This is a genomic window from Komagataeibacter oboediens, from assembly GCF_018491655.1.
In the GTDB taxonomy this organism is placed as follows: Bacteria; Pseudomonadota; Alphaproteobacteria; order Acetobacterales; family Acetobacteraceae; genus Komagataeibacter; species Komagataeibacter oboediens.
In genome coordinates this window covers 135,517-158,498 of sequence record NZ_JABLUU010000005.1, presented here as the reverse complement: position 1 = coordinate 158,498, position 22,982 = coordinate 135,517, and the positions used below count along the sequence as shown (strand labels likewise).

Annotated in this window: 26 protein-coding genes, 1 tRNA gene and 1 pseudogene; 11 read left to right on the top strand and 17 right to left on the bottom strand. The window is 61.4% G+C overall.

Going from position 1 to position 22,982, the window contains the following annotated elements:
- Positions 1-35 precede the first annotated feature (35 nt).
- Positions 36-1,562, top strand: a complete 1,527-nt coding sequence (locus HNO79_RS06640) for a CYTH and CHAD domain-containing protein (protein ID WP_214164888.1) — start codon at positions 36-38, stop codon at positions 1,560-1,562.
- Between the two features lie 87 nt (positions 1,563-1,649).
- Here the strand turns inward: HNO79_RS06640 and HNO79_RS06635 are convergent, their stop codons facing one another.
- From HNO79_RS06635 to HNO79_RS06625, 3 genes are read right to left on the bottom strand one after another with little or no spacing between them, the layout of a single operon-like run.
- Complete coding sequence (locus tag HNO79_RS06635) at positions 1,650-2,558, bottom strand: NAD-dependent epimerase/dehydratase family protein (RefSeq protein WP_214164889.1); 909 nt, start codon at positions 2,556-2,558, stop codon at positions 1,650-1,652.
- A gap of 18 nt (positions 2,559-2,576) precedes the next feature.
- Positions 2,577-3,071, bottom strand: a complete 495-nt coding sequence (locus tag HNO79_RS06630; RefSeq protein WP_244987446.1) for a cupin domain-containing protein — start codon at positions 3,069-3,071, stop codon at positions 2,577-2,579.
- Positions 2,983-3,540 carry an RrF2 family transcriptional regulator gene (locus tag HNO79_RS06625; protein WP_214164890.1) on the bottom strand — a complete coding sequence of 186 codons (558 nt, stop codon included), beginning with the start codon at positions 3,538-3,540 and terminating at the stop codon, positions 2,983-2,985. The genes HNO79_RS06630 and HNO79_RS06625 overlap by 89 nt, the downstream gene beginning before the upstream one ends.
- Positions 3,541-4,026: 486 nt before the next feature.
- Here HNO79_RS06625 and HNO79_RS06620 point away from each other — a divergent pair.
- A pseudogene (locus tag HNO79_RS06620) lies at positions 4,027-4,316 on the top strand (transposase); the annotation flags it as partial.
- 12 nt (positions 4,317-4,328) lie between these two features.
- Here the strand turns inward: HNO79_RS06620 and HNO79_RS06615 are convergent.
- A complete protein-coding gene (locus tag HNO79_RS06615; protein WP_244987445.1) occupies positions 4,329-4,550 on the bottom strand; it encodes a hypothetical protein in 222 nt (73 codons plus the stop codon).
- A complete protein-coding gene (locus tag HNO79_RS06610) occupies positions 4,523-4,891 on the bottom strand; it encodes a phage GP46 family protein (RefSeq protein ID WP_214164891.1) in 369 nt (122 codons plus the stop codon). Before HNO79_RS06610 ends, HNO79_RS06615 begins: the two co-directional genes overlap by 28 nt.
- A 107-nt stretch (positions 4,892-4,998) precedes the next feature.
- Between HNO79_RS06610 and HNO79_RS06605 the strand changes: the two genes are divergently transcribed.
- Positions 4,999-5,271 carry a hypothetical protein gene (locus HNO79_RS06605; RefSeq protein ID WP_048856398.1) on the top strand — a complete coding sequence of 91 codons (273 nt, stop codon included), beginning with the start codon at positions 4,999-5,001 and terminating at the stop codon, positions 5,269-5,271.
- On the opposite strand, the gene HNO79_RS17490 is transcribed toward HNO79_RS06605, so the two are convergent.
- From HNO79_RS17490 to gatC, 5 genes are all read right to left on the bottom strand, one after another.
- Positions 5,263-5,349: a hypothetical protein gene (locus tag HNO79_RS17490; RefSeq protein ID WP_346348590.1), complete on the bottom strand. Its 87-nt coding sequence runs from the start codon at positions 5,347-5,349 to the stop codon at positions 5,263-5,265. The genes HNO79_RS06605 and HNO79_RS17490 overlap by 9 nt on opposite strands.
- A gap of 272 nt (positions 5,350-5,621) precedes the next feature.
- A tRNA-Ser gene (locus HNO79_RS06600) sits at positions 5,622-5,714 on the bottom strand.
- Positions 5,715-5,813: 99 nt separating this feature from the next.
- Positions 5,814-7,262, bottom strand: coding sequence for an Asp-tRNA(Asn)/Glu-tRNA(Gln) amidotransferase subunit GatB (gene gatB, locus HNO79_RS06595; protein ID WP_010513393.1), 1,449 nt, complete (start codon positions 7,260-7,262; stop codon positions 5,814-5,816).
- Positions 7,259-8,746 (bottom strand): Asp-tRNA(Asn)/Glu-tRNA(Gln) amidotransferase subunit GatA, encoded by a 1,488-nt coding sequence (gene gatA / locus HNO79_RS06590; protein ID WP_048856397.1) that lies wholly within the window; start codon positions 8,744-8,746, stop codon positions 7,259-7,261. Before gatA ends, gatB begins: the two co-directional genes overlap by 4 nt.
- A gap of 1 nt (position 8,747) precedes the next feature.
- Positions 8,748-9,035: an Asp-tRNA(Asn)/Glu-tRNA(Gln) amidotransferase subunit GatC gene (gatC, locus tag HNO79_RS06585; protein WP_010513396.1), complete on the bottom strand. Its 288-nt coding sequence runs from the start codon at positions 9,033-9,035 to the stop codon at positions 8,748-8,750.
- A 75-nt stretch (positions 9,036-9,110) separates the two neighbouring features.
- Here gatC and ruvX point away from each other — a divergent pair, with 75 nt between their 5' ends.
- The 3 genes from ruvX to HNO79_RS06570 all read left to right on the top strand — a co-directional run bounded on the left by ruvX (position 9,111) and on the right by HNO79_RS06570 (position 12,440).
- On the top strand, positions 9,111-9,587 hold the full coding sequence (ruvX, locus tag HNO79_RS06580; protein ID WP_214164892.1) for a Holliday junction resolvase RuvX: 477 nt from the start codon (positions 9,111-9,113) through the stop codon (positions 9,585-9,587).
- A 164-nt stretch (positions 9,588-9,751) separates the two neighbouring features.
- Positions 9,752-10,681 carry an MIP/aquaporin family protein gene (locus HNO79_RS06575; RefSeq protein WP_214164893.1) on the top strand — a complete coding sequence of 310 codons (930 nt, stop codon included), beginning with the start codon at positions 9,752-9,754 and terminating at the stop codon, positions 10,679-10,681.
- A 124-nt stretch (positions 10,682-10,805) separates the two neighbouring features.
- Positions 10,806-12,440, top strand: coding sequence for a dihydroxyacetone kinase subunit DhaK (locus tag HNO79_RS06570; RefSeq protein ID WP_214164894.1), 1,635 nt, complete (start codon positions 10,806-10,808; stop codon positions 12,438-12,440).
- A gap of 59 nt (positions 12,441-12,499) precedes the next feature.
- Here the strand turns inward: HNO79_RS06570 and HNO79_RS06565 are convergent, their stop codons facing one another.
- The 3 genes from HNO79_RS06565 to HNO79_RS06555 all read right to left on the bottom strand — a co-directional run bounded on the left by HNO79_RS06565 (position 12,500) and on the right by HNO79_RS06555 (position 14,683).
- Positions 12,500-12,847: a zinc ribbon domain-containing protein YjdM gene (locus HNO79_RS06565; RefSeq protein ID WP_214164895.1), complete on the bottom strand. Its 348-nt coding sequence runs from the start codon at positions 12,845-12,847 to the stop codon at positions 12,500-12,502.
- A gap of 247 nt (positions 12,848-13,094) precedes the next feature.
- Positions 13,095-13,241, bottom strand: coding sequence for a hypothetical protein (locus HNO79_RS06560; RefSeq protein ID WP_214164896.1), 147 nt, complete (start codon positions 13,239-13,241; stop codon positions 13,095-13,097).
- 431 nt (positions 13,242-13,672) lie between these two features.
- Positions 13,673-14,683, bottom strand: a complete 1,011-nt coding sequence (locus tag HNO79_RS06555) for an MBL fold metallo-hydrolase (RefSeq protein ID WP_214164897.1) — start codon at positions 14,681-14,683, stop codon at positions 13,673-13,675.
- A gap of 189 nt (positions 14,684-14,872) precedes the next feature.
- Here HNO79_RS06555 and HNO79_RS06550 point away from each other — a divergent pair, with 189 nt between their 5' ends.
- Entirely contained in the window at positions 14,873-15,403 is a 531-nt protein-coding gene (locus HNO79_RS06550) for a YaiI/YqxD family protein (protein WP_214164898.1), read from the top strand.
- 175 nt (positions 15,404-15,578) lie between these two features.
- Here HNO79_RS06550 and pgm read toward each other — a convergent pair whose 3' ends face one another.
- Positions 15,579-17,246, bottom strand: coding sequence for a phosphoglucomutase (alpha-D-glucose-1,6-bisphosphate-dependent) (pgm, locus tag HNO79_RS06545; protein WP_214164899.1), 1,668 nt, complete (start codon positions 17,244-17,246; stop codon positions 15,579-15,581).
- Between the two features lie 295 nt (positions 17,247-17,541).
- Here pgm and HNO79_RS06540 point away from each other — a divergent pair, with 295 nt between their 5' ends.
- Positions 17,542-17,889 carry a hypothetical protein gene (locus tag HNO79_RS06540; RefSeq protein ID WP_244987444.1) on the top strand — a complete coding sequence of 116 codons (348 nt, stop codon included), beginning with the start codon at positions 17,542-17,544 and terminating at the stop codon, positions 17,887-17,889.
- A 26-nt stretch (positions 17,890-17,915) separates the two neighbouring features.
- On the opposite strand, the gene HNO79_RS06535 is transcribed toward HNO79_RS06540, so the two are convergent.
- Positions 17,916-18,365 (bottom strand): Fur family transcriptional regulator, encoded by a 450-nt coding sequence (locus HNO79_RS06535; protein WP_010513409.1) that lies wholly within the window; start codon positions 18,363-18,365, stop codon positions 17,916-17,918.
- A 171-nt stretch (positions 18,366-18,536) separates the two neighbouring features.
- On the opposite strand from HNO79_RS06535, the gene HNO79_RS06530 reads away from it, so the two are divergent.
- Together HNO79_RS06530 and HNO79_RS06525 are read left to right on the top strand one after the other, a co-directional pair.
- Complete coding sequence (locus HNO79_RS06530) at positions 18,537-19,154, top strand: hypothetical protein (protein WP_244987443.1); 618 nt, start codon at positions 18,537-18,539, stop codon at positions 19,152-19,154.
- 71 nt (positions 19,155-19,225) lie between these two features.
- Positions 19,226-19,423 (top strand): hypothetical protein, encoded by a 198-nt coding sequence (locus HNO79_RS06525; RefSeq protein ID WP_157132898.1) that lies wholly within the window; start codon positions 19,226-19,228, stop codon positions 19,421-19,423.
- Here the strand turns inward: HNO79_RS06525 and bfr are convergent.
- Entirely contained in the window at positions 19,386-19,874 is a 489-nt protein-coding gene (gene bfr / locus HNO79_RS06520) for a bacterioferritin (protein ID WP_214164901.1), read from the bottom strand. The genes HNO79_RS06525 and bfr overlap by 38 nt on opposite strands.
- A gap of 142 nt (positions 19,875-20,016) precedes the next feature.
- On the opposite strand from bfr, the gene mtnK reads away from it, so the two are divergent.
- A complete protein-coding gene (gene mtnK, locus HNO79_RS06515) occupies positions 20,017-21,249 on the top strand; it encodes an S-methyl-5-thioribose kinase (RefSeq protein ID WP_214164902.1) in 1,233 nt (410 codons plus the stop codon).
- Between the two features lie 64 nt (positions 21,250-21,313).
- Here the strand turns inward: mtnK and HNO79_RS06510 are convergent, their stop codons facing one another.
- Complete coding sequence (locus HNO79_RS06510) at positions 21,314-22,978, bottom strand: class I SAM-dependent DNA methyltransferase (RefSeq protein WP_214164903.1); 1,665 nt, start codon at positions 22,976-22,978, stop codon at positions 21,314-21,316.
- Positions 22,979-22,982: the final 4 nt, after the last annotated feature.

Genomic DNA, 22,982 nt, shown 5'->3' with positions numbered 1-22,982 from the left:
AGGACCGGTCTCTTGGCGGATCGTATGAAAGAAAAATGTCTGAAAACCACCTCCTTCCACCACAGGAAATCGAGCTGAAGCTGCTTTTAGAGCCTGAAGCACAAACAGTAATCAGCCACCATCTGGCCGCCATAACTCTGGGACGTAGCCAGAAAAAGCGCCTGATAACGACTTATTACGATACTCCGGACCTGCAATTGAGACAGGCAGGACTGTCCCTGCGTATCAGGCGTTCGGGTAGCCTGCGTATCCAGACCCTGAAAACCGATAGGGAAGAAGGCCAACTGGCCATACATCGCGGGGAATGGGAATGGAGCATCCGTCACGATCACCCCGATATGGACGTGCTGTCGGATATACCGTACGGAGCACTGATAACGGCGCTGGCTACCAGGCTGAAGCCGGTCTGGGTTTCGCACATAGACCGCACCACGCATACGCTTCCATACAACGGCGCGATGGTGGAGGCTGCCATTGACGAAGGTTATGTCCAGTCAGGAAATGCGCGCGATCCGGTAAGGGAACTCGAACTTGAACTCAAGGATGGCCCGGTACGGGCAATGTATGGCCTGGCCCTGGCATTGCAGGCGATCGCTCCCCTACGTCTGGGCGTTCTGACAAAGGCCGAGCGCGGGTACCGTCTTCATACAGGTGCGCAAGCTCTCCCGGTGCAGGGCCGCAAGCCTCCACTAACCGGAAACATGACCCTGGCTGAGGGCTTTCGCATCCTGATCCGCTCTGGTCTGAACGCATTAATCGACAACCAGTCGGCAGCCGAGGCAGGGAACCCTGAAGGGGTACACCAGATGCGCGTGGCCATACGGCAGTTGCGCGCCGTGCTTCAGATTGTCGAAAGGAGGCATGTGGATCGGTCTACTCTCAGGCTGTTCCAGACTGAATTGCAGCGCATTGGACGTGAACTGGGGGAAGCACGTGACTGGGATGTGTTATGTCTGGAAACATTGCCTGCCGCCTTTCCCGCGCATAAAAATGACGACCGGGTCCGCATGCTGACTGATGCTGCCCAGCTAAAAAGAGCAGCTGCGTACCAGAAGATCAGGCACGAACTGCAGGCACCAGCCCTGACTGCACTGGTCCTTTCCCTCAGTCTCTGGATCGAGGATGCATTTTTTCCGGAAGGGAAGGGAGGAAAGGAAATTTCTTTAAGCCATGTGGCGCCCACAGTGCTCGATCATCTGCAACGCAAGGTCATGCGGCGCGGACGACGGATCAGCCATCTCTCACCCAAGAAACGACATACACTGCGTAAATCCCTCAAAAAATTACGCTATGTGGCCAGCTATCTTGAAGCTCTTTATCCTGCCCGCGCGGTCAAGGCATATATGAAACACTGCAAGGAACTGCTGCAGCAGCTTGGCAAAAATAATGATACCGTTGTCGCGTCAACACTTGCTCTCGATTTAAGAAAAACACACCCGGATCTTGCACCGATTATCAGTGCCTTTATTTCATGGAACGACAGGCGGCATCGTCAGGCATTGCGCGCTCTTTCTCCAGCCTGGAAGCGCTTACGCCGCGCACCGCTTTTCTGGCATGAATAGATCGGCCCTCCATCCTATCCGCCACCGGCAATAACGGTGTGCGCGAAGGGCGGGAACGCGTCACGGCTGACAGCCCGATGCCCTGATTTACCCTTTCAGCCAGGGAAGCTGCCGTGGATCAAGACCCAGTATTTCCCGGGCTTTCCGATTATCCGCACCCGTCAGGCTGTTCTGGTAATACACGCTTTCCATGCCCATCAGGCTACATGCTTTTTTCTCGTCGAGGCCGAGCGGCAGGGAACATCCGATCCAGTCCGCATAGGCGGGCAGCCATTCTGCCAGTCGCGCTGGCTGACTGTCGACAACGTTATAGAGGCCGGCCGGCGCCGTTAAGGCCTCCACTGTCGCCTGCGCGGCATCGTCCACATGAATAAAGGAAAATGTGCTATCTCCCGCACCGATCAGGGCAATTTCTCCGGCTACAAGATGACTGCTGAACGCACCACCCGGCCAGTACCATGTGCCGGGGCCGTAAAAGAACCCGTAGCGTAGTCCCACTGTTTCCATCGGTGCGACACCCGAAATCCGCGCTTCCAGTTGCGCATACATGCGCGCACTTTCACCAATCGTACCGGGTGCGTTCACCCTCAGCGGTGCGGCCTCGGTTGCCAGACCCGTTCCCCCATCCAGATAAAACCCCGACAACTGCTGGATATAGCGCCGGACCTGGAATTTCATCGCAGCCTCGAACAGATGACCGCCGCCCTCAAGGCGAAGCCTGCGGTCCGCAGGCAGGTAATCGGGCAGGTCAGCAGGACTGGGGGGCAGAGCGGTGAGCTGGTCAATCACCACCTCCGGCCGGAGCCGCTCGACAAGTTCAAAAATACTGCTCTGGTCAAGCGCATTACCCTGTGCTGGATACGCGCCCAGCCGTTCGATAACCTCCAGACTACCGGAACGATGGGCCAGTCCCCAGACTTCGTGCCCCGCGGCCCGCAGGCGTGTAATGAGGGGACGCCCCAATGCGCCGCTGGCACCGGCAACAAGAACCTTCATGCTTTGATATCTCCAGGCTCAATGTGCGGGCATGACAAAGGGCGCGGTCCTGTCCTTAACAAAAAAGGCGAGAAAACGGGCGGGTTCCGTCTGGCTGGCATTGCGCCCGATGAGATGGACATCATCCGGTCCTTCAAAAAAGGTCTGTCCTTCCTTCAGGGTAACCCGAGCGCCACCTTCGACCTGCATTATGATGCTGCCCTTCAGCACATAAACAAACACTGAAGCATTGTGCCGGTGGACCGGGTCAGCCCCGCCTGGTGGGTAACCGACCATCACCATGGCACCTTCCTTATCGGGGATGCCTTGCAGATCATGGGTTATCAGGGGTGTGACGCTGGTCGCCGCATGAACGGATGGTCCCCAGAGGCTCGTGGCCATTATTATTGCGACAATGAATTTGCGCATTTTTGCTTTTCCTGTTTCAGGCGGCTGGTGATCTGGTGCGTGAACGCTTCCGCTGCCTGACCCTGCTTGTCCGACGGGTCTGGATACGCTCTTCAAACCACGCATGTGCTTCACCAATGAAGGGCGAGGGGGCCTTGTTGCGAACCGCTGCCGCCAGATCGGCTAACGAGGTCTGGGCCAGTTCCCGGCGCATGGCCTGTTCGGCCCTCAGCATGACCGCATGAATGCCGCAGACACCCTGCACCGCCCATTCGGGTGGCCGTTGACCGAAAAGGGCGCAGCGACCGCGGATTTCCTGACAGTTGAAAAGGCTCTTTCCGCCCTCAACCGCATCCACAACCGCCAGGATGCTGATCTCGTCAGCTGGCCTCGCCAGCCTGTATCCGCCTCTCAATCCTTCGGAGGCAGTAAGCAGGCCCTCCTTTTCAAGCTTGGGGAGCTGCTTGGCAACAAATGCCGCGGGAATATCCTGCAGTTCCGCCAGATCGAGGCTGCTGACGGGTTCGGGATTATCGACCAGCCAGAGCAGGCTGTGCAGGACGTATTCGGTGCTTGCGCCATAAAGAGAAGTCATACGCAGACCTTACTAGTCCGCGTTTTGATTCGCAAGCCAATCCGGCTGATCCATTCTGGATATCCGGGCTCATTTGAGCCGGCAAATGCCGAGAAAAGCACCCAACCATGACCCTGTCATTGCGGTATCGGGGATGCTGCAACCGGATTGTCATGCCGCCGATGACACGAGGCCGGGCCGGTGAGGGGGATGTGCCTGGACACCGGGCATTTACAACGAAGCCCAGATAGAGGGGTGGCGCCTAGTCACGGATGTGGTGCATGCGAAGGGTGCTGAGCGCTATCAGCGCAGGCGATGCCAACCGGGATTTTATCGTAATTAAAGCGCGGACACGACAGGATAGCGGCTTGAAATAACTGTCATGCAAAGGGCTAAAAAAATGAATGGATTTTTTTTCATTGGTTCCTTAATTGCACTGGCAGGTAACGTGCCCCCCGAAAATGTGCCCATTTTAAAGTAGAGTCCGATCGAGAAAGATACGGACGGATGAAACGCAGTCACTTTACGGAAGAGAAGATCATAGGGATCCTGAAGGAACAGGAAACTGGGCTGAAGGTCTCTGATCTTTGCCGAAAACACGGGATCAGTGACGCAACTTTCTACAAATGGAAGACACGCTATGGTGATCTTGAAGTGTCCGAGGCCAAACGGCTGAAGGCGCTGGAAGATGAAAACAGCCGCCTGAAACGTCTTCTGGCGGATGCCATGCTGGATAATGCAGCGCTGGAGGAAATCGTTGGAAAAAAGCGGTGACGCCTGTCGCCAGGCGGCAGGCGGCCGACGGGAAATCAGCGAACAGGCTGACCGGGCACGACCGGGTGCGGGGCTTCGATCCTTGTGGGTGCGACCGTGGCGGCCACTGTTGTCGGCTTCGCCTCGATCGCGGTTTTCAGGTCGCTGACGCCGCCCACGATCTTCGTGACGGCGGCATCGACGCCTGCAAGGTCGAGATTGGGGACCGCGCGCTCCACCATCACGGGGATCAGCAGCTGCAGCACGGTGCCAGCCACTGCAGGGCTTCGTTGCAGATGTCCTCGATCTCGCGCGGGATGGCCCGCGTGCCGACCTTGACCGCGCGCCGCAGCTGCCACAGGCGGGAACCGATGGGCCGGTCGGCAAAGGCATCGCCCCACCAGCCACGCCGGTCGGCCGAAGCTGCACCCGTCGGGCCGGTTGGGGACTGGATGCCCACGGCCGTATTGTCCGATGTGGGCTGCTGTGGTGCTACGCGGTCTGTGAAAAGCGAGACCATGACGGCCGATTTCAGGGGGTTGTCCAGCGCCAGATCACTGGACACGATAGTCCAGTCGCCGCGCGCCGCGCGAACGTTCCAGACAATGGCGATATCCATACGGAACCTATCTGAAGGAAAAAAAATTGGAAAAATCAGTCCACACCCGGAACCGTCACCCTGACAGCCTCCCGGGCAATGCGCTGCGAAAGGGCAACCGGTACCGCATGCGTATCTGGAGCGGCGAAAAGGGGCGGCCAGATCCGGAAGATGATGGGGAAGTCGTCGAATTCGTCGGATATTTCGACAAATCTGGCACCCCTGCCGCAACCGGCTCGTTCCTGATGGCGGACCTTACGAACAGTAATTATGTCTGCAGGGTGATCTATCGAGGCAAAACGATTGACGTGTGGGGGGACAGGCGCATCTGGTGGACAGACCAGAACCCGACTTCCGCACCCAACCGTGTTACCTTTCTCGAGATGCCAGTCTCAAGATGACTGGGGCGGACCCGACCTGCTGTTTCCAAGTTCCACCCCGTCATGAGGATGACTGAACAGCTTGATACCCTGCGCCATGACCTCATTGCCGGTTATGGTGCCGCTGGCGGTCAGGTCACCCGCGACCGCGGTCTTGCCGCTGGCAGGCGCGATCGAGATTGACCCGTCCGCCTTGAGCCAGATCCGGCTTCCAGTGGAAGGATGGAACAGGAGCGGGTCCAGTTCCAGGCAGAGCAGATTTTTGCAGGGGTCCCCACAAATTCCCCCACACCAGCCTGAAAAACCATCCTGAAACGACCAAAGCGCCCCGGAGGGCGCTTGGCAATTTCTTGTTTGTTTACAAGAAGTTCTGGCGGAGGGGAAGGGATTCGAACCCTCGATACGACTTGACATCGTATAACGGTTTAGCAAACCGCCGCCTTCAGCCACTCGGCCACCCCTCCGCCGAAGAGCGCGCATTATAAGTAACACGGCGTTTGCAGGGCTGCTTTTAGCGTGTTGCTGCAACCCTGCAAAGCCCCAAAATGCGCTAAAGCCCGTTTTTACAGAACTTTTTTCAGGGCCTCATTCACAATGGCCGGATTGGCCTTGCCAGCCATGGCTTTCATCACCTGACCCACGAAAAATCCGAACAGCCGATCCTTGCCGCCACGATATTCTTCCACCTTGTCCGCATTGCGCGCCAGCACGTCGGCCACGGCCGCGTCAATCGCACCGGTGTCGGTGACCTGTTTCAGGCCCTTGCGCTCCACGATATCGGCTGCACTGTCGCCGGTTTCCAGCATGTCCTCAAAGACTTCCTTGGCAATCTTGCCATTGATTGTCCCGTCAGCCATGAGATCCAGCATCCCCCCCAGCGCCTGCGCCGAAATCGGGGTGTCCTGAATGCTGCGGCCCGTGCGGTTCAGCGCACCAAACAGGTCACCCGTGACCCAGTTGGCGGCAAGGCGGGCATCGCGGCCCTTCGCCACTTCCTCGTAGTAGTCGGCAATAGCCTGCTCGGCCACCAGCACGCTGGCGTCGTAACGGGGAATACCATACTGCCTGATAAAACGGTCACGCTTGTCGTCGGGCAGTTCGGGCAGCTCACGCTCCAGTTCATCCACCCATGCCTGCTCCACCACCAGCGGCAGCAGGTCGGGGTCGGGGAAGTAGCGGTAGTCGTGCGCGTCTTCCTTGCTGCGCAGCGAACGGGTTTCGTTGCGTGACGGATCAAAGAGGCGGGTTTCCTGATCGACCTCGCCACCATCTTCCCACACCTCGATCTGGCGCGTGGCCTCGACCTCGATCGCATGCATGACATAGCGAATGGAGTTGACGTTCTTGATCTCGCAGCGCGTACGGAACGGCTCGCCCGCCTTGCGCACCGACACGTTCACGTCAGCACGCATGGACCCTTCCTCCATATTCCCATCGCACGTGCCAAGATAACGCAGGATCTGGCGCAGCTTGCGCAGGTAGGCGCCAGCTTCCTCCGGACTGCGGATATCGGGTTCGCTGACGATTTCCATCAGGGCAACGCCAGCACGGTTCAGGTCAATGAAGGACCGCGTCGGATCCTGATCATGCATGGACTTGCCTGCATCCTGTTCCATATGCAGGCGCGTGATGCCGATATGGCGCACCGTGCCGTCGCTCAGCTCGATCTCGACCGTGCCTTCCCCCACGATGGGATGGGTGAACTGGCTGATCTGGTACCCGGTCGGCAGATCGGCATAAAAATAGTTCTTGCGATCAAACCGGCTTTCCAGATTGATGCGCGCGCGCAGCCCAAGGCCAGTGCGGATGGCCTGCGCCACGCATTCATGGTTCAGGACCGGCAGCATGCCGGGAAAACCTGCGTCAACAAGGCTGACATGGGTATTGGGTTCCCCGCCATAGGAAGCGGAGGCACCAGAAAACAGCTTGGAGTGGCTGATGACCTGCGCGTGGACTTCAAGACCCACCACGATTTCCCACGTGCCGGTCCGGCCTTCGAGTGTGTAGCTCATTTCGCGCCCTCCGCACGGATGGCAGGCCGGTGGGTGAAGCCCGCCGCATTTTCCAGCGCGCTGCCTGCGGCAAGCAGGGTTTCCTCATCAAACGGACGACCGATCAGCTGCAGGCCGAGCGGCAGACCGGTAGCACCAAGCCCAACGGGCACGGACATGGCGGGCATGCCAGCCATGGATGCCGGCACGGTGAAAATATCGTTCAGGTACATCTGGACCGGATCATCCGTCTTTTCCCCCTGCGCGAACGCCGGCGTCGGCGCCGTGGGGGTCAGCAATACGTCAACCTTCTGGAAACTTTCGGTAAAGTCGCGACGGATCAGGCTACGGACCTTCTGCGCTTTCAGGTAGTAGGCATCGTAGTAGCCTGCTGAAAGCACATATGTCCCCATCATGATACGGCGGCGCACCTCGGGGCCAAAGCCCGCGCGACGAGTGGCTTCATACATGGCATCCAGCGTATCGCCAGGTACGCGTTCGCCAAAGCGCAGGCCATCATAACGGGCCAGGTTGGACGAACATTCGGCAGGGGCGACAATATAATAGGTGGCCAGGCCGTATTTTGTGTGGGGCAGGGAGACATCGACAATCTCGCACCCTGCGGCCTTCAGCCATTCGATACCCTGCTGCCATGCCGCCTCGATCTCGGCGGACAGGCCCTCGGCACGGTATTCAGCGGGGATACCGACCTTCAGCCCCTTCAGGCTGCGGCCAACAGCTGCGGAATAATCCGGCACGTCGCAGTTCACGCTGGTGCTGTCACGAGGGTCGAACCCCGCCATGGACTGCAGCATGATCGCGCAGTCGCGCACGCTGCGCGCCATGGGACCCGCCTGATCCAGTGACGAGGCATAGGCAATGGTGCCAAACCGGCTGCACCGGCCATAGGTCGGCTTCAGTCCGACAATGCCGCAATAGGCGGCAGGCTGCCGGATTGACCCGCCGGTATCGGTGCCGGTCGCACCCATGGCCAGGCCCGCGGCCACCGCGGCAGCCGAACCACCCGACGACCCGCCGGGTACCAGTTTGGTTTCGGCGTCACCATTGCGCTTCCACGGATTTTCCACCGGACCGAAGGCGGAGGTGATGTTGGCCGACCCCATCGCGAATTCGTCCAGATTGGTCTTGCCGACAAACACCGCGCCATCACGCAGCAGGTTGGCCGTCACCGTGCTTTCATAGGGGGGCACGAAGTTCTTCAGGATATTGCTGGCCGCCGTGGTCCGCACGCCACTGGTGCAGAACAGATCCTTGATCCCCAGCGGGATCCCGGTCAGGGGCCTGGCCTCATTTTTCGCCAGCGCCTCATCCGCATGGGATGCGGCCTGCAGCGCCGCATCGGCCGTGGGGGTGATGTAGGCGTTCAGCCGCGGGTTCAGCGCCGTAATGGCGTCCGTATGCGCGCGCACCAGTTCCACGGCGCTGAATTTGCGCGCGCGCAGTCCTGCTGCCGCATCGGCAATTGTCAGTTCGGTCAGGCTCATCTTATTCAACAACCTTGGGCACGGTATAGAAGGGGCCAACGGCATCGGGCGCATTGGACAGCACGGCATCGCGGCAGTTGCCGTCGGTCACCACGTCAGGCCGCGTGCGCAGGGCCGCGTGCCCCGTGCCGACCATGGGGGTGACCCCTTCGACATCGACCTCGTTCAACTGCTCGACCCAGCCGAGGATCCCGTTAAGCTCCCCTTGCAGGGCAGGAAGATCAGACTCGTCAATACCAATCCGTGCCAGTCTGGCAATGCGGCGGACGGTCGCGGGATCAAGCGACATGAAGCAATAACTTTCCATCGTAACAGGGGAAGAATATCCTGCGGCGCAGGACCGAGAAGGAACATACCCCCGACCATGCCCCTGTTCAACATATGCGATCTGCGCGCGGCCCTGCGCCCCCATCAGCGCCTGCTTGGCCTTGACCCCGGAAAGAAGACGATCGGCATCGCCCTGTCGGATGTGGGGCTTATGCTGGCATCCCCCCATATGGGGCTGAAACGCGGAAAACTGTCGGCCGTGGCGGCCGAAATCAGCAGGATTGCGCGTGCGCAGGACGTGGGGGGACTGGTGGTCGGGCTGCCGCTGTCGCTGGATGGCAGCTTTGGCCCGGCGGCACAGGCGGCGCGGGACTGGACGCTGAACCTGTCGGACATGACGGGACTGCCGGCCGCGATGTGGGATGAACGGCTGTCGTCATCTGCCGTGAACCGGTTCCTGATTTCGGAAGCCGACATGACCCGACAGCGCCGGGGCGAAGTGGTGGACCAGATGGCGGCGGCCTACATATTACAGGCCGCCCTTGATGCTTCGATCCCACAGGAACAGGTGTAGCCCGATTTCGAATTCGTGATGGCATGACTGGATTGTGCCAAAACCGGACCCGTCAGGTGCGGGGGCTGCTATGGTCGCCCCCATCACCGGCGCGCACCGGAAGCTGACCCTTCCCCCATGCCCATTTACGCCGGCCCCATGTTGCATAAACAAGGACACCGGCCATGCGCCTGCCGCATCTGCATCTGCCTTATCTGCATATTCATGTGCATGACCGACCGCTGGCAGGCGACCCGCACCCGCATAACCCGTTTCACTGGAAACTGTATTTCTGCGAGGCGATCGCCACCGCCATCCTCATGATGCTCGGCCTGAGCGCCGTCATCCTGCTGACCGCACCCGGCAGCCCGTTTTCATGGCCGCTCATGCAACACCCCTACATACAGACCGCACTATGCGGGCTGTGCTTCGGCCTGTCGGGCACAGCGGCGGCCATGACACCATTTGGCAAGGTCAGCGGGGCGCATATCAACCCGTCCGTCACGCTGGCGTTTTCTCTGGCCAGACGGATCGGGGGGGTCGATGCGCTAAACTACATGATCGCGCAGGTCATTGGCGCCTTCCTTGGCACGGCTGCGGTGTATGAGGCAGGCCGGATGATCACATGGTGGGGTCATATGGCCGTGGCTGTACGTTACGGGGCGACCGTGCCATATGGTCACATTTCGATCTGGTGGGCGATGTGGTCGGAAATGTTCGTGACCGCGGCCCTGATCGCCATGCTGTACTGGCTGGCGGCCCACCCGAAATGGAAGTTCATCACACCATGGTCGGGCGGCCTGTTTTTCCTGATCATGAACCCGATTACCGCATGGCTGTCGGGCAACAGCGTCAATTTCGCGCGCACACTGGCGCCCGCTCTGTTCGCGGGGCAGTGGACGGGGCTGTGGATCTATGTGGTTGGGCCCTTCGCGGGGGCATCGCTTGCGGTCATGGCCATTCGCATGAACCTTCTGGGCAAGCTGCACCTGCTGGAAGCACGACTGGTCAATTTCGGCCATCATGGCCGCGTGCCAGGGCTGGATGATCCGCACCGCAAGCTCAATCACCCCGATGATCCCGACCACATTCCCCCCGGCGCAGGCCCGGCCTGACGGGTGGCCCGCATCTGGCGCAACCCACGAATGACATATTCCGTTGTTTTGCTTGGGTGGCATTAACGGCCATAGTCGCCTGCCGCCATGCCCGGCATGGCCCGCCGAGGGAGAAAGCAAACTGATGAAGCGGTTTTTCAACACGCGCGAAACCATTGTCACCGAAGCCCTGGACGGGTTCCTGCGCTCGGCCGCGGGTAGCCACCTGTGCCGGCTGGATGGCTATCCCGATACCTGCGTCGTCATGCAGCGCGAACCCGATCGCACCCAGGTTGCGGTCATTTCGGGCGGTGGGTCCGGACATGAACCCGCCCACGCCGGGTTTGTTGGCCGTGGCATGCTGACGGCTGCGGTCTGCGGCGCGCTGTTTGCCTCGCCATGTGTTGACGCAATCGTGGCAGCCATCCTTGCCACAACGGGGGATGCAGGCTGCCTGCTGGTGGTCAAGAACTATACGGGGGACCGACTGAATTTCGGCCTGGCCGCAGAACGTGCGCGCGCGCTGGGCAAACAGGTGGAAATGGTGATTGTGGGTGACGACATCGCCCTGCCGGACTCCGCCACACCGCGCGGGGTCGCGGGCACGGTGCTGGCGCACAAGCTGGCGGGATATGGCGCGATGCAGGGCTGGCCGCTGACCCGGGTTGCGGAATTCGTACGCGACGGCGCCAGGCGGATGCGCACAATTGGCCTGGCGCTGGAGGACTGCAATCCCTACGAACCCGATCGCGCCAGCCGCCTGTCCGCCGATCAGGCCGAACTGGGGCTTGGCATTCATGGCGAACCCGGCGCCCAGCGCATTACCATGGCCCGCGCGGATGACCTGATGCGCACGGCCGCCGACACACTGGAGGCCAGCCTGCCCACGACCGTGCGCAACACCCGCTTCGCACTGGTGCTGAACAATCTGGGCGCGGTTCCGGAAGTGGAGATGGCGCTGCTGCTGGAAGCCTTCAGCCACACGCCACTGGCACGCCGGGTTTCCCACGTCATTGGCCCGGCACCGCTTATGACCGCGCTGGACATGAACGGCTTTTCAATCACGCTGATCGAACTGGACGAAGCCATCACCACGGCGCTGCAGGCCGCGGCACAGCCGCGCGCATGGCCGGGCATCGCCCCGCTGGGCAGTCCCGCGATAGCGCCCATGCCGCCCATGCCCGATGCCTTCCCGTATCCCGCCACGCCCAATCCCGCGCTGCGTGGTGTTCTGGAACGCGGGGCGCAGGTGCTGATCGCCAATGAAAAGGCGCTGAACGAACTGGATGGCCGGATCGGGGATGGGGATGCAGGCTCCACCTTCGCCGGTGCGGCGCGGGAGATTACGGCGGCACTCGACCGCCTGCCGCTGGCCGACCCGCATCACCTCATGACCACCATCGGCAATATCCTGACCCAGCATGCGGGTGGATCGAGTGGCGTGCTGTTCGCCATCATGTTTTCCGCCGCCGGGCGCAGCCCGGAACCATGGCGGCAGGCATTGCGCGACGGACTGGAACATATGATGGCATGCGGCGGTGCAAAACCGGGCGACCGCACCATGATCGACGCGCTGTATCCCGCGCTGGAAGTCCTTGCCACCGGCGGCGGCCTGACCGACGTGGCACAGGCCGCGCGCGAAGGCGCGAACTCCACCACCACCATGGCCAGCGCCCGCGCCGGACGTGCCGCCTATGTGCCCAGCGCACAGGTACGCGACGTGCCCGATCCGGGCGCCGAGGCCGTGGCCCGCCTACTGGAAGGGCTGGCGGCAGGCTGACCGGACAGGGCAGGGGACAGGCCACTGCCGGACCCTGCCCATACCGCAGGGAAGGCCGTTCAGGCCTTCTTCACGAATTCCGATTTCAGGTTGATCGCCCCCACACCGCTGATCTTGCAGGCAATGTTGTGCCCATCCGTTGCATCGACCAGACGGATGCCGCGCACTTTCGTCCCGCCCTTGATGACCGAGGATGCCCCCTTGATCTTCAGGTCCTTGATCACGGTAACACTGTCGCCATCGGCCAGCACATTGCCGTTGGCGTCACGCACTTCAGCCTTACCATCCGTGGGCATCCCGGCATCCTCGGGGTTCCATTCATATCCACATTCGGGACAGTTCCACAGGCTTCCGTCGGGATAGACGTGTTCGCACCCGCACTGGGGGCATGTCATGTCAGCTTCCATTATTGTCCTCACTTTCCGGGACCGTGCTGATACAGCACGGATCCCCCCGGAGCAAAGACATGGATCATGCGACAGCACGCTTTCGCGCCCGATCGGCCATAATCAAGCACTTACGAATGGTTCTGGTAGCGTCTTTCCAAAAAGGTGACACCCGCAGATCCGGTAATTTCATCAATGGGCTGCCTGTTCAACGCCCACTGACAGGCCATGCGGGGACAGATACATCCACATTGCCTGACATGCGGGTTTACTGCTGCGGCGCGGTGCCGCCATGCGTACTGACACCGGGACCACCCCCGCCATCCGACCCGCCACCGGCGGGCTTCGGCTTGTCACACCCGGCAAGACAGCCGAGGACGGCCATCATCATCATCATCCGCGCAAGGTTTCGCATTGGTTTTCTCCCCTCCAGCCATTCTGACCTTCAAGCGGGGATAACCGCCGGACCGCCCCACGGTTGCGTGTGAAAACAGGACAGCGCCTGACGAGCAGAGCAACACACGTCATGTCATGCATACGCACGCAGCAACGGTAGCGGTACTGGAAGGAAGGATATTCCATCCGCTGCATCCCGTAATGTCTGGGCAGCCCTTAACGAACTGCCTGTTTTCGGAAAAAACGCTCAACTGCCAGCATGCACAGCAACAACGCGACACCAAATCCTTCGCGGGCATGGTCCATGAGGTAACGCATGACGACCTCCTCCTCTGGCGTATAAGGAGAATAGTGACGCATTTCCTTGCCTGCCGGAAGTAAAAACGCATTATTTTCCCTTCACAATCCTATCGTTCACCCCCTCTGGCCGACATGAATGGAATACCCCCGTCAGCGCCACTGAAGGCGCATGCCCTGTTCCGGCACGATGAAATTCACACCGAGATCCCTGTTGCCCTCCCGCAGTTCAGCAGGGATGACCGAAAGCGGATCCGCGTCCCGGCGCAGGGACGGCTTGATATGTGCCACCAGCACCGGCATCCCGCGCAGCGGCGTATGTGCGGCATCCTGCAATGCCGTCAGTTCCCGCAAAAGCCACCGCGGGGACAGATGCCCCCATAGCTGGCTGTCCGGACGGGTATCATCATATGAACATTCAATCACGATACCCCGCAACCGGTGCGCGCGGACCAGCGGGGCCACTGCCTGCCATATGGCCTGCAGTCGCGTGCCATGTTCAACCGCGTCCGCCCCCGTATCCCCGAAATAAAGCATAGCATCGGTGCCGGACTGAAGCAGGAAGGCTGTTGATTCCACACTGCCGTGACTGAGCGGGAAGGCCGTCACCCGCAATCCCGTATGGGCCAACGTAACCGGCTGGCCCGCCGCAAGATCCTGATAATGGTAAAGTCCCAGCCGAGGAGGGGTCCCGATATCCCCGTTATTGGGCCATACCGCGCCGTTGAACAGGTCGCGCGAAAGGACCGTGGTGACGGAGGGCAGGGCATAGATGGACTTGGCGCTGTCATCTGGCGAGACCAGCACCAGCCCGGCCACATGGTCCAGATGCGCGTGGCTGATCAGGTAGGCCGCAATGCCATGGTGCAGCACGAACCCCGGCCGGGTTTCCGTCGCATCCGCAGGCAGGCGGGTATCATCCAGCGCCCCACGCTGATCTGCCACCTGCAATCCGTGCAGCACGGTGCCCGCATCACACAGGATCGCCCGCGGGTCGCCTATGGGATGAATCATGTAGGCGCTCAGATTGCCATCCTCCAGACCGCCACGCGCACCAAGCACCGTAATATCAAAACCTGCCGCCAGCGCCTGTCGTGAACTGGCACCGGATACAAGACCCACCACAAGCATCAGACAGGACAGCAGCCTACGGCATGGCGACATCGGACACTCCTTCCTCCGGCACAGCCGGATCGGTTTCGTTGTGGAAAAGGAACATAGACCGTCTGCCGCGAACTTGCCATCACGGTCGTCCGGGGCATAGGAAAGGGGCATGTCAGCGTATCCCCATCCCGGCCACAACGCCACGTACTGGCCCATGTCCCACACAGCCCGGCACGACGGAGCAATCCATTGACCCGGATTTTCATTGATGCCGATGCCTGTCCCGTGCGGGACGAGACCTATCGCGTGGCGCTGCGCTACGGGCTGCATACCTATGTCGTGTCAAACCGCATGATTGCGGTACCCGACACGCCACTGATTGAACGGGTGGTGGTGACACAGGGCATGGATGTGGCGGATGACTGGATCGCCGAACATGCCACCACCCATGACATTGTCATTTCCGCCGATATTCCGCTGGCCGCGCGCTGCGTGACAAACGGGGCCTGCGTGCTGGAACCACGTGGGCGGATACTGGATCAGGATGCGATTGGCATGGCGCTGGCCATGCGCAACCTGATGACGGACCTGCGTGATACCGGCGCGATCATGCAGGGCAGCCGTGGCTTTACCCGCGCCGACCGCTCCACCTTCCTGTCCGCGTTGGACACGGCTGTGGTCAGGGCACGCAGGCAGGCGGCTGGGCACAACCGCAGGCCGCCGGTCATTCCCCCTTCGGCATCAGGGAATGTTTCAGATCAACCATCTGATAAAAAATAAAAGTTTTGGGTATCCCATTTCCAGAAATGGCGGCACCCGAAACTTTTCCATGGCGTGCGGGATATCCTGCACCCAGGCTTTTGCGGCGAGGTTAAAAAAAATGCCGCCTGCCCGTAATGGGCGGCGGCACCAGCCCATGCACCGATCGCGGCACATGGGCTGCAATATCATAAAATCAGCCAGCCTTTTTCTGGGCTGCCTTGGCGAACAGCGCGGAAATCGCGTCCTGTGCCTCGGTCTGGATGGCCTTGAGGTGCGCCTCGCTCTTGAAGCTTTCAGCGTAGATCTTATAGACGTTTTCCGTGCCCGAGGGACGGGCGGCAAACCAGCCATTTTCTGCTGAAACCTTCAGCCCGCCAATGGCCGCCCCGTTGCCCGATGCATTGGTCAGGGTACTGACGATCGGCTCACCCGCCAGTTCGGTCATGCCGATCTGCTCGGGGGAAAGGGTTTTCAGGATGGCCTTCTGTTCCGGATCGGCCGGGGCGTCGATACGCGCATAGTACGGCGTGCCAAGGCGCTTGGTCATGTCCTCATACGCAGCGCCGGGTGTGCGCTTGGTACGGGCCGTGATCTCGGCGGCCAGCAGGCCAAGAATGATGCCGTCCTTGTCCGTGCTCCACACCGTGCCTGCACGGCGCAGGAAGGACGCACCAGCACTTTCTTCCCCGCCAAAGCCCAGCGTGCCGTGGTAGAGGCCATCAACAAACCATTTGAACCCGACCGGCACTTCCACCAGCTTGCGGCCGATTTCCTTTGCCACGCGGTCGATCATGCTGCTGCTGACCACCGTCTTGCCCACGCCCGCGCTGGCATTCCAGTTTTCGCGGTTGTTGAACAGGTATTCAATCGCGACAGCAAGATAGTGATTGGGGTTCATGAGCCCGTACTTACCCGACACGATCCCGTGGCGGTCGGCATCGGTATCATTGGCGAAGGCGATGTCGAATTTGTCCTTCATGCCCACCAGACGTGCCATGGCGTAGGGGGAGGAACAGTCCATGCGGATCTGTCCATCCCAGTCAGCGGTCATGAAGCGGAAGGTCGGGTCAACTTCCTTGCTGACGATCGTGGCGTTGATGCCGTATTTGTCAATGATCGGCTGCCAGTAATCCACCGCCGCCCCACCCAGCGGGTCAATGCCGATGGACACGCCGGATTCACGGATGATGTCCATGTCCACCACGGCCGCCAGGTCATTCACATACGGCGTGATGTAATCATGGCGTTTTGTGGTGGGGGCCTTCAGCGCGTCCTCGAACGCAACGCGCTTCACGCCTTCCATATTCTTGGCCATGTAGTCGTTGGCCGCACTTTCCACCACCTTGGTGATATCGGTATCTGCCGGGCCGCCATGGGTGGGGTTGTACTTGTAGCCGCCATCTTCCGGCGGGTTGTGCGACGGCGTAATCACCACGCCATCGGCAAGGCCGCTGCTGCGGTCACGGTTATAGGTCAGGATCGCGTGCGAGATGACCGGCGTGGGGGTATAGCCGTCATGGGCGTCAATACGGACCTCCACGCCGTTTGCGGCAAACACCTCCAGCGCGGATTTCAGCGCCGGGCGGGACAGCGCATGGGTGTCAATGCCAATGAACAGCGGCCCGGTAATGCCCGCGCCCTTGCGGTAATCGGCAATCGCCTGACTGATCGACAGGATATGGTTTTCATTGAAGCTGGTGGTCAGCGACGACCCGCGATGCCCCGATGTACCAAATGCCACGCGCTGTGTCGCAATGGCGGGGTCGGGCTTGCGGGTATAATAGGCGTCAAGCAGGGCATCGATATTGACAAGACGGTCCGGATCGACCGGCTTGCCGGCAAATGGGCTTATGCTGGGCATTGACTGCTCCCGAAATACGATATGAAAAAGCGCATATTCTACAAATTCCCTTACAGGCCGGTACGGGCATCGTCCAGCCGCAAACCGCCGCTCCACCCCACGGGGTAGGGGCGTCGGGCGGCCGGGGGACGGCACACGGGATGGGAAAGGGACTGCATCATGCCGAACACTGGCGCGCGGATTGTTCTGGTGGCATTGAACTATATCAAAATCCGGACCTTTTCCGTTTCCTTACCCGCCATCACGTTCCCGCGCACGGGTTGCGGGACAGGGGCCGCCACGCCATCATATTGTCATGAATACGACCAGCCCGACCGGCAGCCCCGCGCCGCCAGAAATGGACCCTGAACAGCTGCGCCGGCAACGGCTGGAACGGCTGCTGCGCCGCCTGCCCACGCGGGGGGAACAGGCCATGCGCTGGCTGCTGCAACCGGGCCGGACATGGCTGCGGGCCATTCTGGGATGCCTGCTGATCGCGGGCGGAGTGCTGAGCTTCCTACCGGTTCTGGGGTTGTGGATGCTGCCGCTGGGCCTGATCCTGCTGGCGGAAGACGTACCCGCCCTGCGCAGGCTGACCGCGCGCATGCTGGAATGGATCGAACGCCGCCATCCACAATGGATGGCCCCGAAATCCACGCCCTGACCACAACACGTCAGGGCGTGGAAAAATTACCCGCGTGAGCGCGGCTTCGCCTTCCTGCGCCCGACAACCGACAGGCGGGTCGTCACCAGGTCATACCCCATCTGCCGCACGATTCCATCGAGCAGGGCATCGAGTTCGGCGTTTTCGAATTCGATGACCTTGCCGGTATCGGCATCGATCAGGTGATAATGGTCGCCATGGTCGCCATCCGCCACCTCGTACCGCGCACGGCCTCCGCCGAAGTCACGGCGCTGCAGGATGCCGTTTTCTTCAAACAGACGCACGGTGCGGTACACCGTCGCAATTGAAATGCGCGGATCGACCTCTACCGCGCGGCGGTACAGTTCCTCCACATCCGGGTGGTCATCACTGTCAGACAGGACGAAGGCAATCGTCCGACGTTGGCCTGTCAGTTTCAGGCCGCGCTGACGACATAGATCCGCCAGAGGAGAATCGGGGGAATTCGGCTCTTTCATCGTTATGTAACGTAATCCAGACAGACCGCTGCGGTCCAGTAGGGATAAGGCGGCACGCACGTCGATTTTAATTGCAAATGATAATCTTTCTCATTATCAGACTCTCACCGACACATTAGGGAGCGGGCTTTGCCAAGGCCCGAGCGGATGATGACCGACACGACAGTTTTCATGAATGATCTTTCGTGCAGCGAACGCCTGCTGGTCTGGTGCGTGCGCCGCCTCAGTGGTGGCGGCGAGGGTGCAGGCTCCATGCCCGGCCTTGCGCTGCCGTGCTTCCGGGCCGATTTTGCCGCCGTGGCCGATGCCTTCCGCATGGCGCTGGGACGGCTGCGCACCTACCAGCTTGCCCCGGTGGATGTCGCGATCTGCAGCGCCACGCATCTGACGGGCACGGAAGGCCGCTTTCTTCTTGCCGCCGCCGCAGCGCAGGAAGGGCGCGAGGCGGAGGTACGCCGTACGCTACGCCCCGTTTTCGCGCACCATCATGTGCTGTCCCCGTTTGCCGCCGCCATCACGCAGCTTGGCGCATGCATGGCGGGCGCCGGCTACTGGCTGCCACGCCGGGGCAGCGGGGGTGGCAGTCCGCAGGCGCAGCGCCTGCGCTGGACATCGCAGGCCGAAACCGAATGGAACGGCCCGTCCTCCGCCACCGCCGTTCCCGACGTGCCGCAACCCGTGGGGGCGGGCAGCCTTGCCACCATGCGCTGGCATGATGCGGATATGGGAACCGCCCATGTCATGTGGCCAAGGGCCGTAACCGCTGCCGTGCAGACGGGCGGAATGTAGGAAATATATGCAAGGGGAGGGGCGCGACCCGAACGGTCGCGCATCGCCGTATGATGACAGGATAACCCGCCATGCCATCAACCCGGCTGTCCATGCGCCAGGCCTGCGCATTCATGGAAAACGCGTTCCTTGAACTGCTCGACATCCTTGCATGGCAGGAAGGGGCGGCGCCACCGCCAGCCGCCCGCGCCCATGGGACGACGGGGGCCTGTGGCGCCCACCGGAGCGGGATCAGTCCTGATCGGGGGCAGGGGCCGAGTTCAGCTTGATATACTGCTGGATGCCGACCTGACGGATCAGGTCGAACTGGCGGTCGAGGAAGTCCTCGTGTTCTTCCTCGTTGACCAGGATCTTGAGCAGCAGGTCGCGGGAGACGAAGTCGCGCACGCTTTCGCAGTAGGCGATGCCTTCGCGCAGGTCGCCAATGGCCTTTTCCTCAAGCTTCAGGTCGCATTTGAGGATTTCCTCCACGTTCTGTCCTACCAGGATCTGGTTGTAGCGCTGCACGTTGGGCAGGCCACCCAGATACAGGATGCGCTCGATCAGCCAGTCGGCGTGGCGCATTTCCTCGATCGATTCTTCATATTCCTTCTTGCCCAGCAGGGTCACGCCCCAGTGGCGCAGCGTGCGGGCATGCAAGTAATACTGGTTGATGGCCGTCAGCTCGTTCGTCAGCTGCGTGTTCAGGTGTTCGATAACCTTGGGATCCTTGATCGGCATACCGGCGTTCCTCTTCTGTTATGCTTATGGGTTACTGCGCGGTATCCGCGCGTGCAATTATAAAAAAGCATTGCATAACCGCAGCCTGCGCGCGACCCTGCCGCGCCCCGCAGCACGCGGCGCATGGCATGAGGAGAGCCGCATGACCCAGACCCCCTACCACACGCTGGACGCACAGGGCATACGCAGCCTGATCGCGGGCCTGCCGGACGTGGCCACGCGCCTTGGCGGCGCGCCCGCGCAGTGGCGGGTGCGCGAGGTCAGTGATGGCAACCTCAACAATGTCTTTCTTGTCAACGGTCCGGTGGGGGAAGTCTGCCTGAAGCAGTCGCTGCCGCATGTGCGCGTGGACCCGTCATGGAAAATGCCGCTGGACCGCACGTTTTTCGAAGCCGCATGGCTGCACGCGGTCCTGCCGCTGGTGGGGGAACTGACGACGGAATGCCTGTATTTCGACCGTGACCTGTATGTTCTGATTGTCGAAAGTCTGTCAGGCCATACCGTTCTGCGCACGGCCCTGATGCAGGGGGCGGACTGGCCCGGTGTCGCGCCGCGCATCGGCACCTTCATCGCTCGCGCCGCATTTGGCACATCGCTTCTGGCCCGCCCGTTCGAAGAGGTGTTCACCACGCGCCGCACCTTTGCCGCCAATCTCGCCCTGACACGCATCACGCTGGATCTTGTGCTGGATGACCCGTACCGTGATCATCCGCGCAACCACTGGCATGACCCCGTGCTGACGCCCATCGTGCTGGACATCCGCTCCAGCGCCGCGACGCTGCTGGCGGTTGAAAACCTGCGGCGGCGTTTCCTGTCGCAACCGCAGGCACTACTGCATGGCGACCTGCATACCGGTTCGATCATGAGCACGGCGGACGATACCCGGGTCATTGACGGGGAATTCGCGATCTACGGTCCCATCGGGTTCGACTGCGGCATGTTCGTGGGCAATCTGGTGCTGCATTATTTCGCGACACCGGACAGGGCGGCACGGAAGGCCACCGTGCGCGATATCGCGGCATTCTGGAACAGTTTCCATGAACAGTTCATGGGACTGTGGAACGGAAATGAGTCCCCCCCGCCGGGCACGCTGCGCCCGCTGGCCTATGGACCGGCGGCGCACGTGGCGCAGCAGGCATTCATGGATGAGATCCTGGGCGACACCATCGGCTTTGCCGGGATCGAGATCATCCGCCGCATCATTGGCTACGCCCACACGGCGGATTTCGACACCATAGCCGACCCGCAGCAGCGCGCGACGTGCCGGGCGGGGGCGCTGTCCTTCGCCTATCACGTGCTGGATCACCTGAGCGAGTTCCACGCCATCAACGATTTCCTGTATTATCTGGATGAGCAGGAATTCGTGGGGCTGTAAAAACGCCGCCTTTTAAAACCAGGGCGACATTCGAAAACTTTTATCCATCTTCATCAATGCGCCATTATGGGTCTTCGGGCGGTTCTCCACCGGGCATAAGCGCCACAAGCTGCGCCATTGATCGACGCAGGTCGGCCTCGATGTCGTGTAACGGCCGGGGTGGGACGGGATGGCGGAAATACCGCGCGAAGGAAATGGCGCAGCCGGTAGCAGTCCGGGTGGTATCCAGCCGGGCATCCGGGTCGTATGGCCGGATCATCTGGCTGAACCAGGCCTGTGGGTCATGTTCCATCCCCACCCGGAATGCAGTCCGCACCGGCGCGCCATCACGGCCGGGACGCGTCACCGTCAGGCTGCGGTACAGGAATTCCCGCCCCGGCAGGAGACATGAAAACGGGGTCCGACGCATATCCGCCGCCCCGTCCGGCATGGGGGCGTCATGCGCCAGCACCTGCCACGAGACGGGTGCGCCCTCCGCCCCATCGCGCAACAGTATATCCATTGCCGTATCGAGTGTGCAGGCCCGTAGCACGGCATCGATATGGCGCGGCGTCATCTCGCGCCGTTTTTCTCCCGCGCCAGACAGGGCGCGATGCCACAGCCCTGTCGCATCAACCAGCCGGACCATGCCCCTGTGTGCAGCCGACCTGTTGTTGTCCAGTATCCATATATAGGTCGCGATACCGGTATTGACGAACATGTCCGTGGGCAGGGCAATGATCGCATCAATCAGGTCGTGTTCCACCAGATACCGTCGAATGGCGGATTCACCGGAATCTGCGCCACCGCCGGTCAATGCCGCACCGTGCGTCACCACTCCAATTCGTGCACCACCTGCACGCGGGCTGCGCATATGGGCCACAAGATGCAGCATGAACAGCATGGACCCGTCCGCCACGCGGGGCAGGCCGGGAGCAAAACGCCCGGCATGCCTCTGCGCATGTTCAGCCTGTATGGCCGCGCGGATATGACGCCAGTCCAGCCCGAAGGGCGGGTTGGACAGCATGCGGGCAAAACGGCGGCCTGCATGGCCGTCATGGGCCAGGGTGTCACCACAGGCGATCTGCCCCGGGGCGCGTCCGCGCAGCAGCATGTCCGCACGACACAGGGCACAGGCGCGGGGGCTGATTTCCTGACCGAACAGATCCACCGTAACGCCGCGCTGCTGTAACCGGTCCGCAGCCCGTCCCAGCAGTGCGCCCGTTCCGGCAGCAGGGTCATACAGGTTGTGCTGCGCACCCGGACCATCGGGGGCGAAAACCAGATCCACCATCAGGTCCGTGACCTCCGGCGGGGTGAAATGCGCCCCTGTCCGCCGGGGATCGGCGAAATGGTGGACCAGTTCCTCAAACAGCCGCGCCATTGCCTCGGTGCCATGCCGGGCGGGTGACAGGTCAAGCGCGGTGAAATGCGCCGCCAGCGCCCCCAGCAGGCCCGTGCGCGCCAGACGACGGGCAAGGGGCATGACCTCCAGCTGCAATATGATATCGCGCACGGCCGCGGGCAGGCGGCCCGTCAGGCGGTCAAGGCACGCCAGCGGGTCAGGCGCGCGCGCCACGGCATCCAGCCAGCGCGCGGGACGCGCACGCGACAGTTCCAGCCGCCGCAGCATGGTAAACACCAGGATGACCGGCCCGTATTCCGCCGGTTCCATGCCACCACGCAGCAGGTCGGCCACACGCCAGATGGCGGCAGCCGACAGCAGCGGAGGGGGGGGGCCCTCAGCCATCCGT

Bases quoted from the DNA above. Each gene is read 5' to 3' on its own strand.
- HNO79_RS06570 (WP_214164894.1), top strand. From the start codon at position 10,806: ATGAAGCGGTTTTTCAACACGCGCGAAACCATTGTCACCGAAGCCCTG.
- HNO79_RS06530 (WP_244987443.1), top strand. From the start codon at position 18,537: ATGAATGATCTTTCGTGCAGCGAACGCCTGCTGGTCTGGTGCGTGCGC.
- HNO79_RS06525 (WP_157132898.1), top strand. From the start codon at position 19,226: ATGCCATCAACCCGGCTGTCCATGCGCCAGGCCTGCGCATTCATGGAA.
- mtnK (WP_214164902.1), top strand. From the start codon at position 20,017: ATGACCCAGACCCCCTACCACACGCTGGACGCACAGGGCATACGCAGC.
- bfr (WP_214164901.1), bottom strand. From the start codon at position 19,874: ATGCCGATCAAGGATCCCAAGGTTATCGAACACCTGAACACGCAGCTG.
- HNO79_RS06575 (WP_214164893.1), top strand. From the start codon at position 9,752: ATGCGCCTGCCGCATCTGCATCTGCCTTATCTGCATATTCATGTGCAT.
- pgm (WP_214164899.1), bottom strand. From the start codon at position 17,246: ATGCCCAGCATAAGCCCATTTGCCGGCAAGCCGGTCGATCCGGACCGT.
- gatC (WP_010513396.1), bottom strand. From the start codon at position 9,035: ATGTCGCTTGATCCCGCGACCGTCCGCCGCATTGCCAGACTGGCACGG.
- HNO79_RS06630 (WP_244987446.1), bottom strand. From the start codon at position 3,071: ATGCGTGGTTTGAAGAGCGTATCCAGACCCGTCGGACAAGCAGGGTCA.
- HNO79_RS06555 (WP_214164897.1), bottom strand. From the start codon at position 14,683: ATGTCGCCATGCCGTAGGCTGCTGTCCTGTCTGATGCTTGTGGTGGGT.
- HNO79_RS06625 (WP_214164890.1), bottom strand. From the start codon at position 3,540: ATGACTTCTCTTTATGGCGCAAGCACCGAATACGTCCTGCACAGCCTG.
- HNO79_RS06605 (WP_048856398.1), top strand. From the start codon at position 4,999: ATGCGTATCTGGAGCGGCGAAAAGGGGCGGCCAGATCCGGAAGATGAT.
- HNO79_RS06510 (WP_214164903.1), bottom strand. From the start codon at position 22,978: ATGGCTGAGGGCCCCCCCCCTCCGCTGCTGTCGGCTGCCGCCATCTGG.
- HNO79_RS06540 (WP_244987444.1), top strand. From the start codon at position 17,542: ATGAATACGACCAGCCCGACCGGCAGCCCCGCGCCGCCAGAAATGGAC.
- HNO79_RS06640 (WP_214164888.1), top strand. From the start codon at position 36: ATGTCTGAAAACCACCTCCTTCCACCACAGGAAATCGAGCTGAAGCTG.
- gatB (WP_010513393.1), bottom strand. From the start codon at position 7,262: ATGAGCTACACACTCGAAGGCCGGACCGGCACGTGGGAAATCGTGGTG.
- HNO79_RS06610 (WP_214164891.1), bottom strand. From the start codon at position 4,891: ATGGATATCGCCATTGTCTGGAACGTTCGCGCGGCGCGCGGCGACTGG.
- ruvX (WP_214164892.1), top strand. From the start codon at position 9,111: ATGCCCCTGTTCAACATATGCGATCTGCGCGCGGCCCTGCGCCCCCAT.
- HNO79_RS06565 (WP_214164895.1), bottom strand. From the start codon at position 12,847: ATGGAAGCTGACATGACATGCCCCCAGTGCGGGTGCGAACACGTCTAT.
- gatA (WP_048856397.1), bottom strand. From the start codon at position 8,746: ATGAGCCTGACCGAACTGACAATTGCCGATGCGGCAGCAGGACTGCGC.
- HNO79_RS06560 (WP_214164896.1), bottom strand. From the start codon at position 13,241: ATGCGAAACCTTGCGCGGATGATGATGATGATGGCCGTCCTCGGCTGT.
- HNO79_RS06535 (WP_010513409.1), bottom strand. From the start codon at position 18,365: ATGAAAGAGCCGAATTCCCCCGATTCTCCTCTGGCGGATCTATGTCGT.
- HNO79_RS17490 (WP_346348590.1), bottom strand. From the start codon at position 5,349: ATGGCGCAGGGTATCAAGCTGTTCAGTCATCCTCATGACGGGGTGGAA.
- HNO79_RS06635 (WP_214164889.1), bottom strand. From the start codon at position 2,558: ATGAAGGTTCTTGTTGCCGGTGCCAGCGGCGCATTGGGGCGTCCCCTC.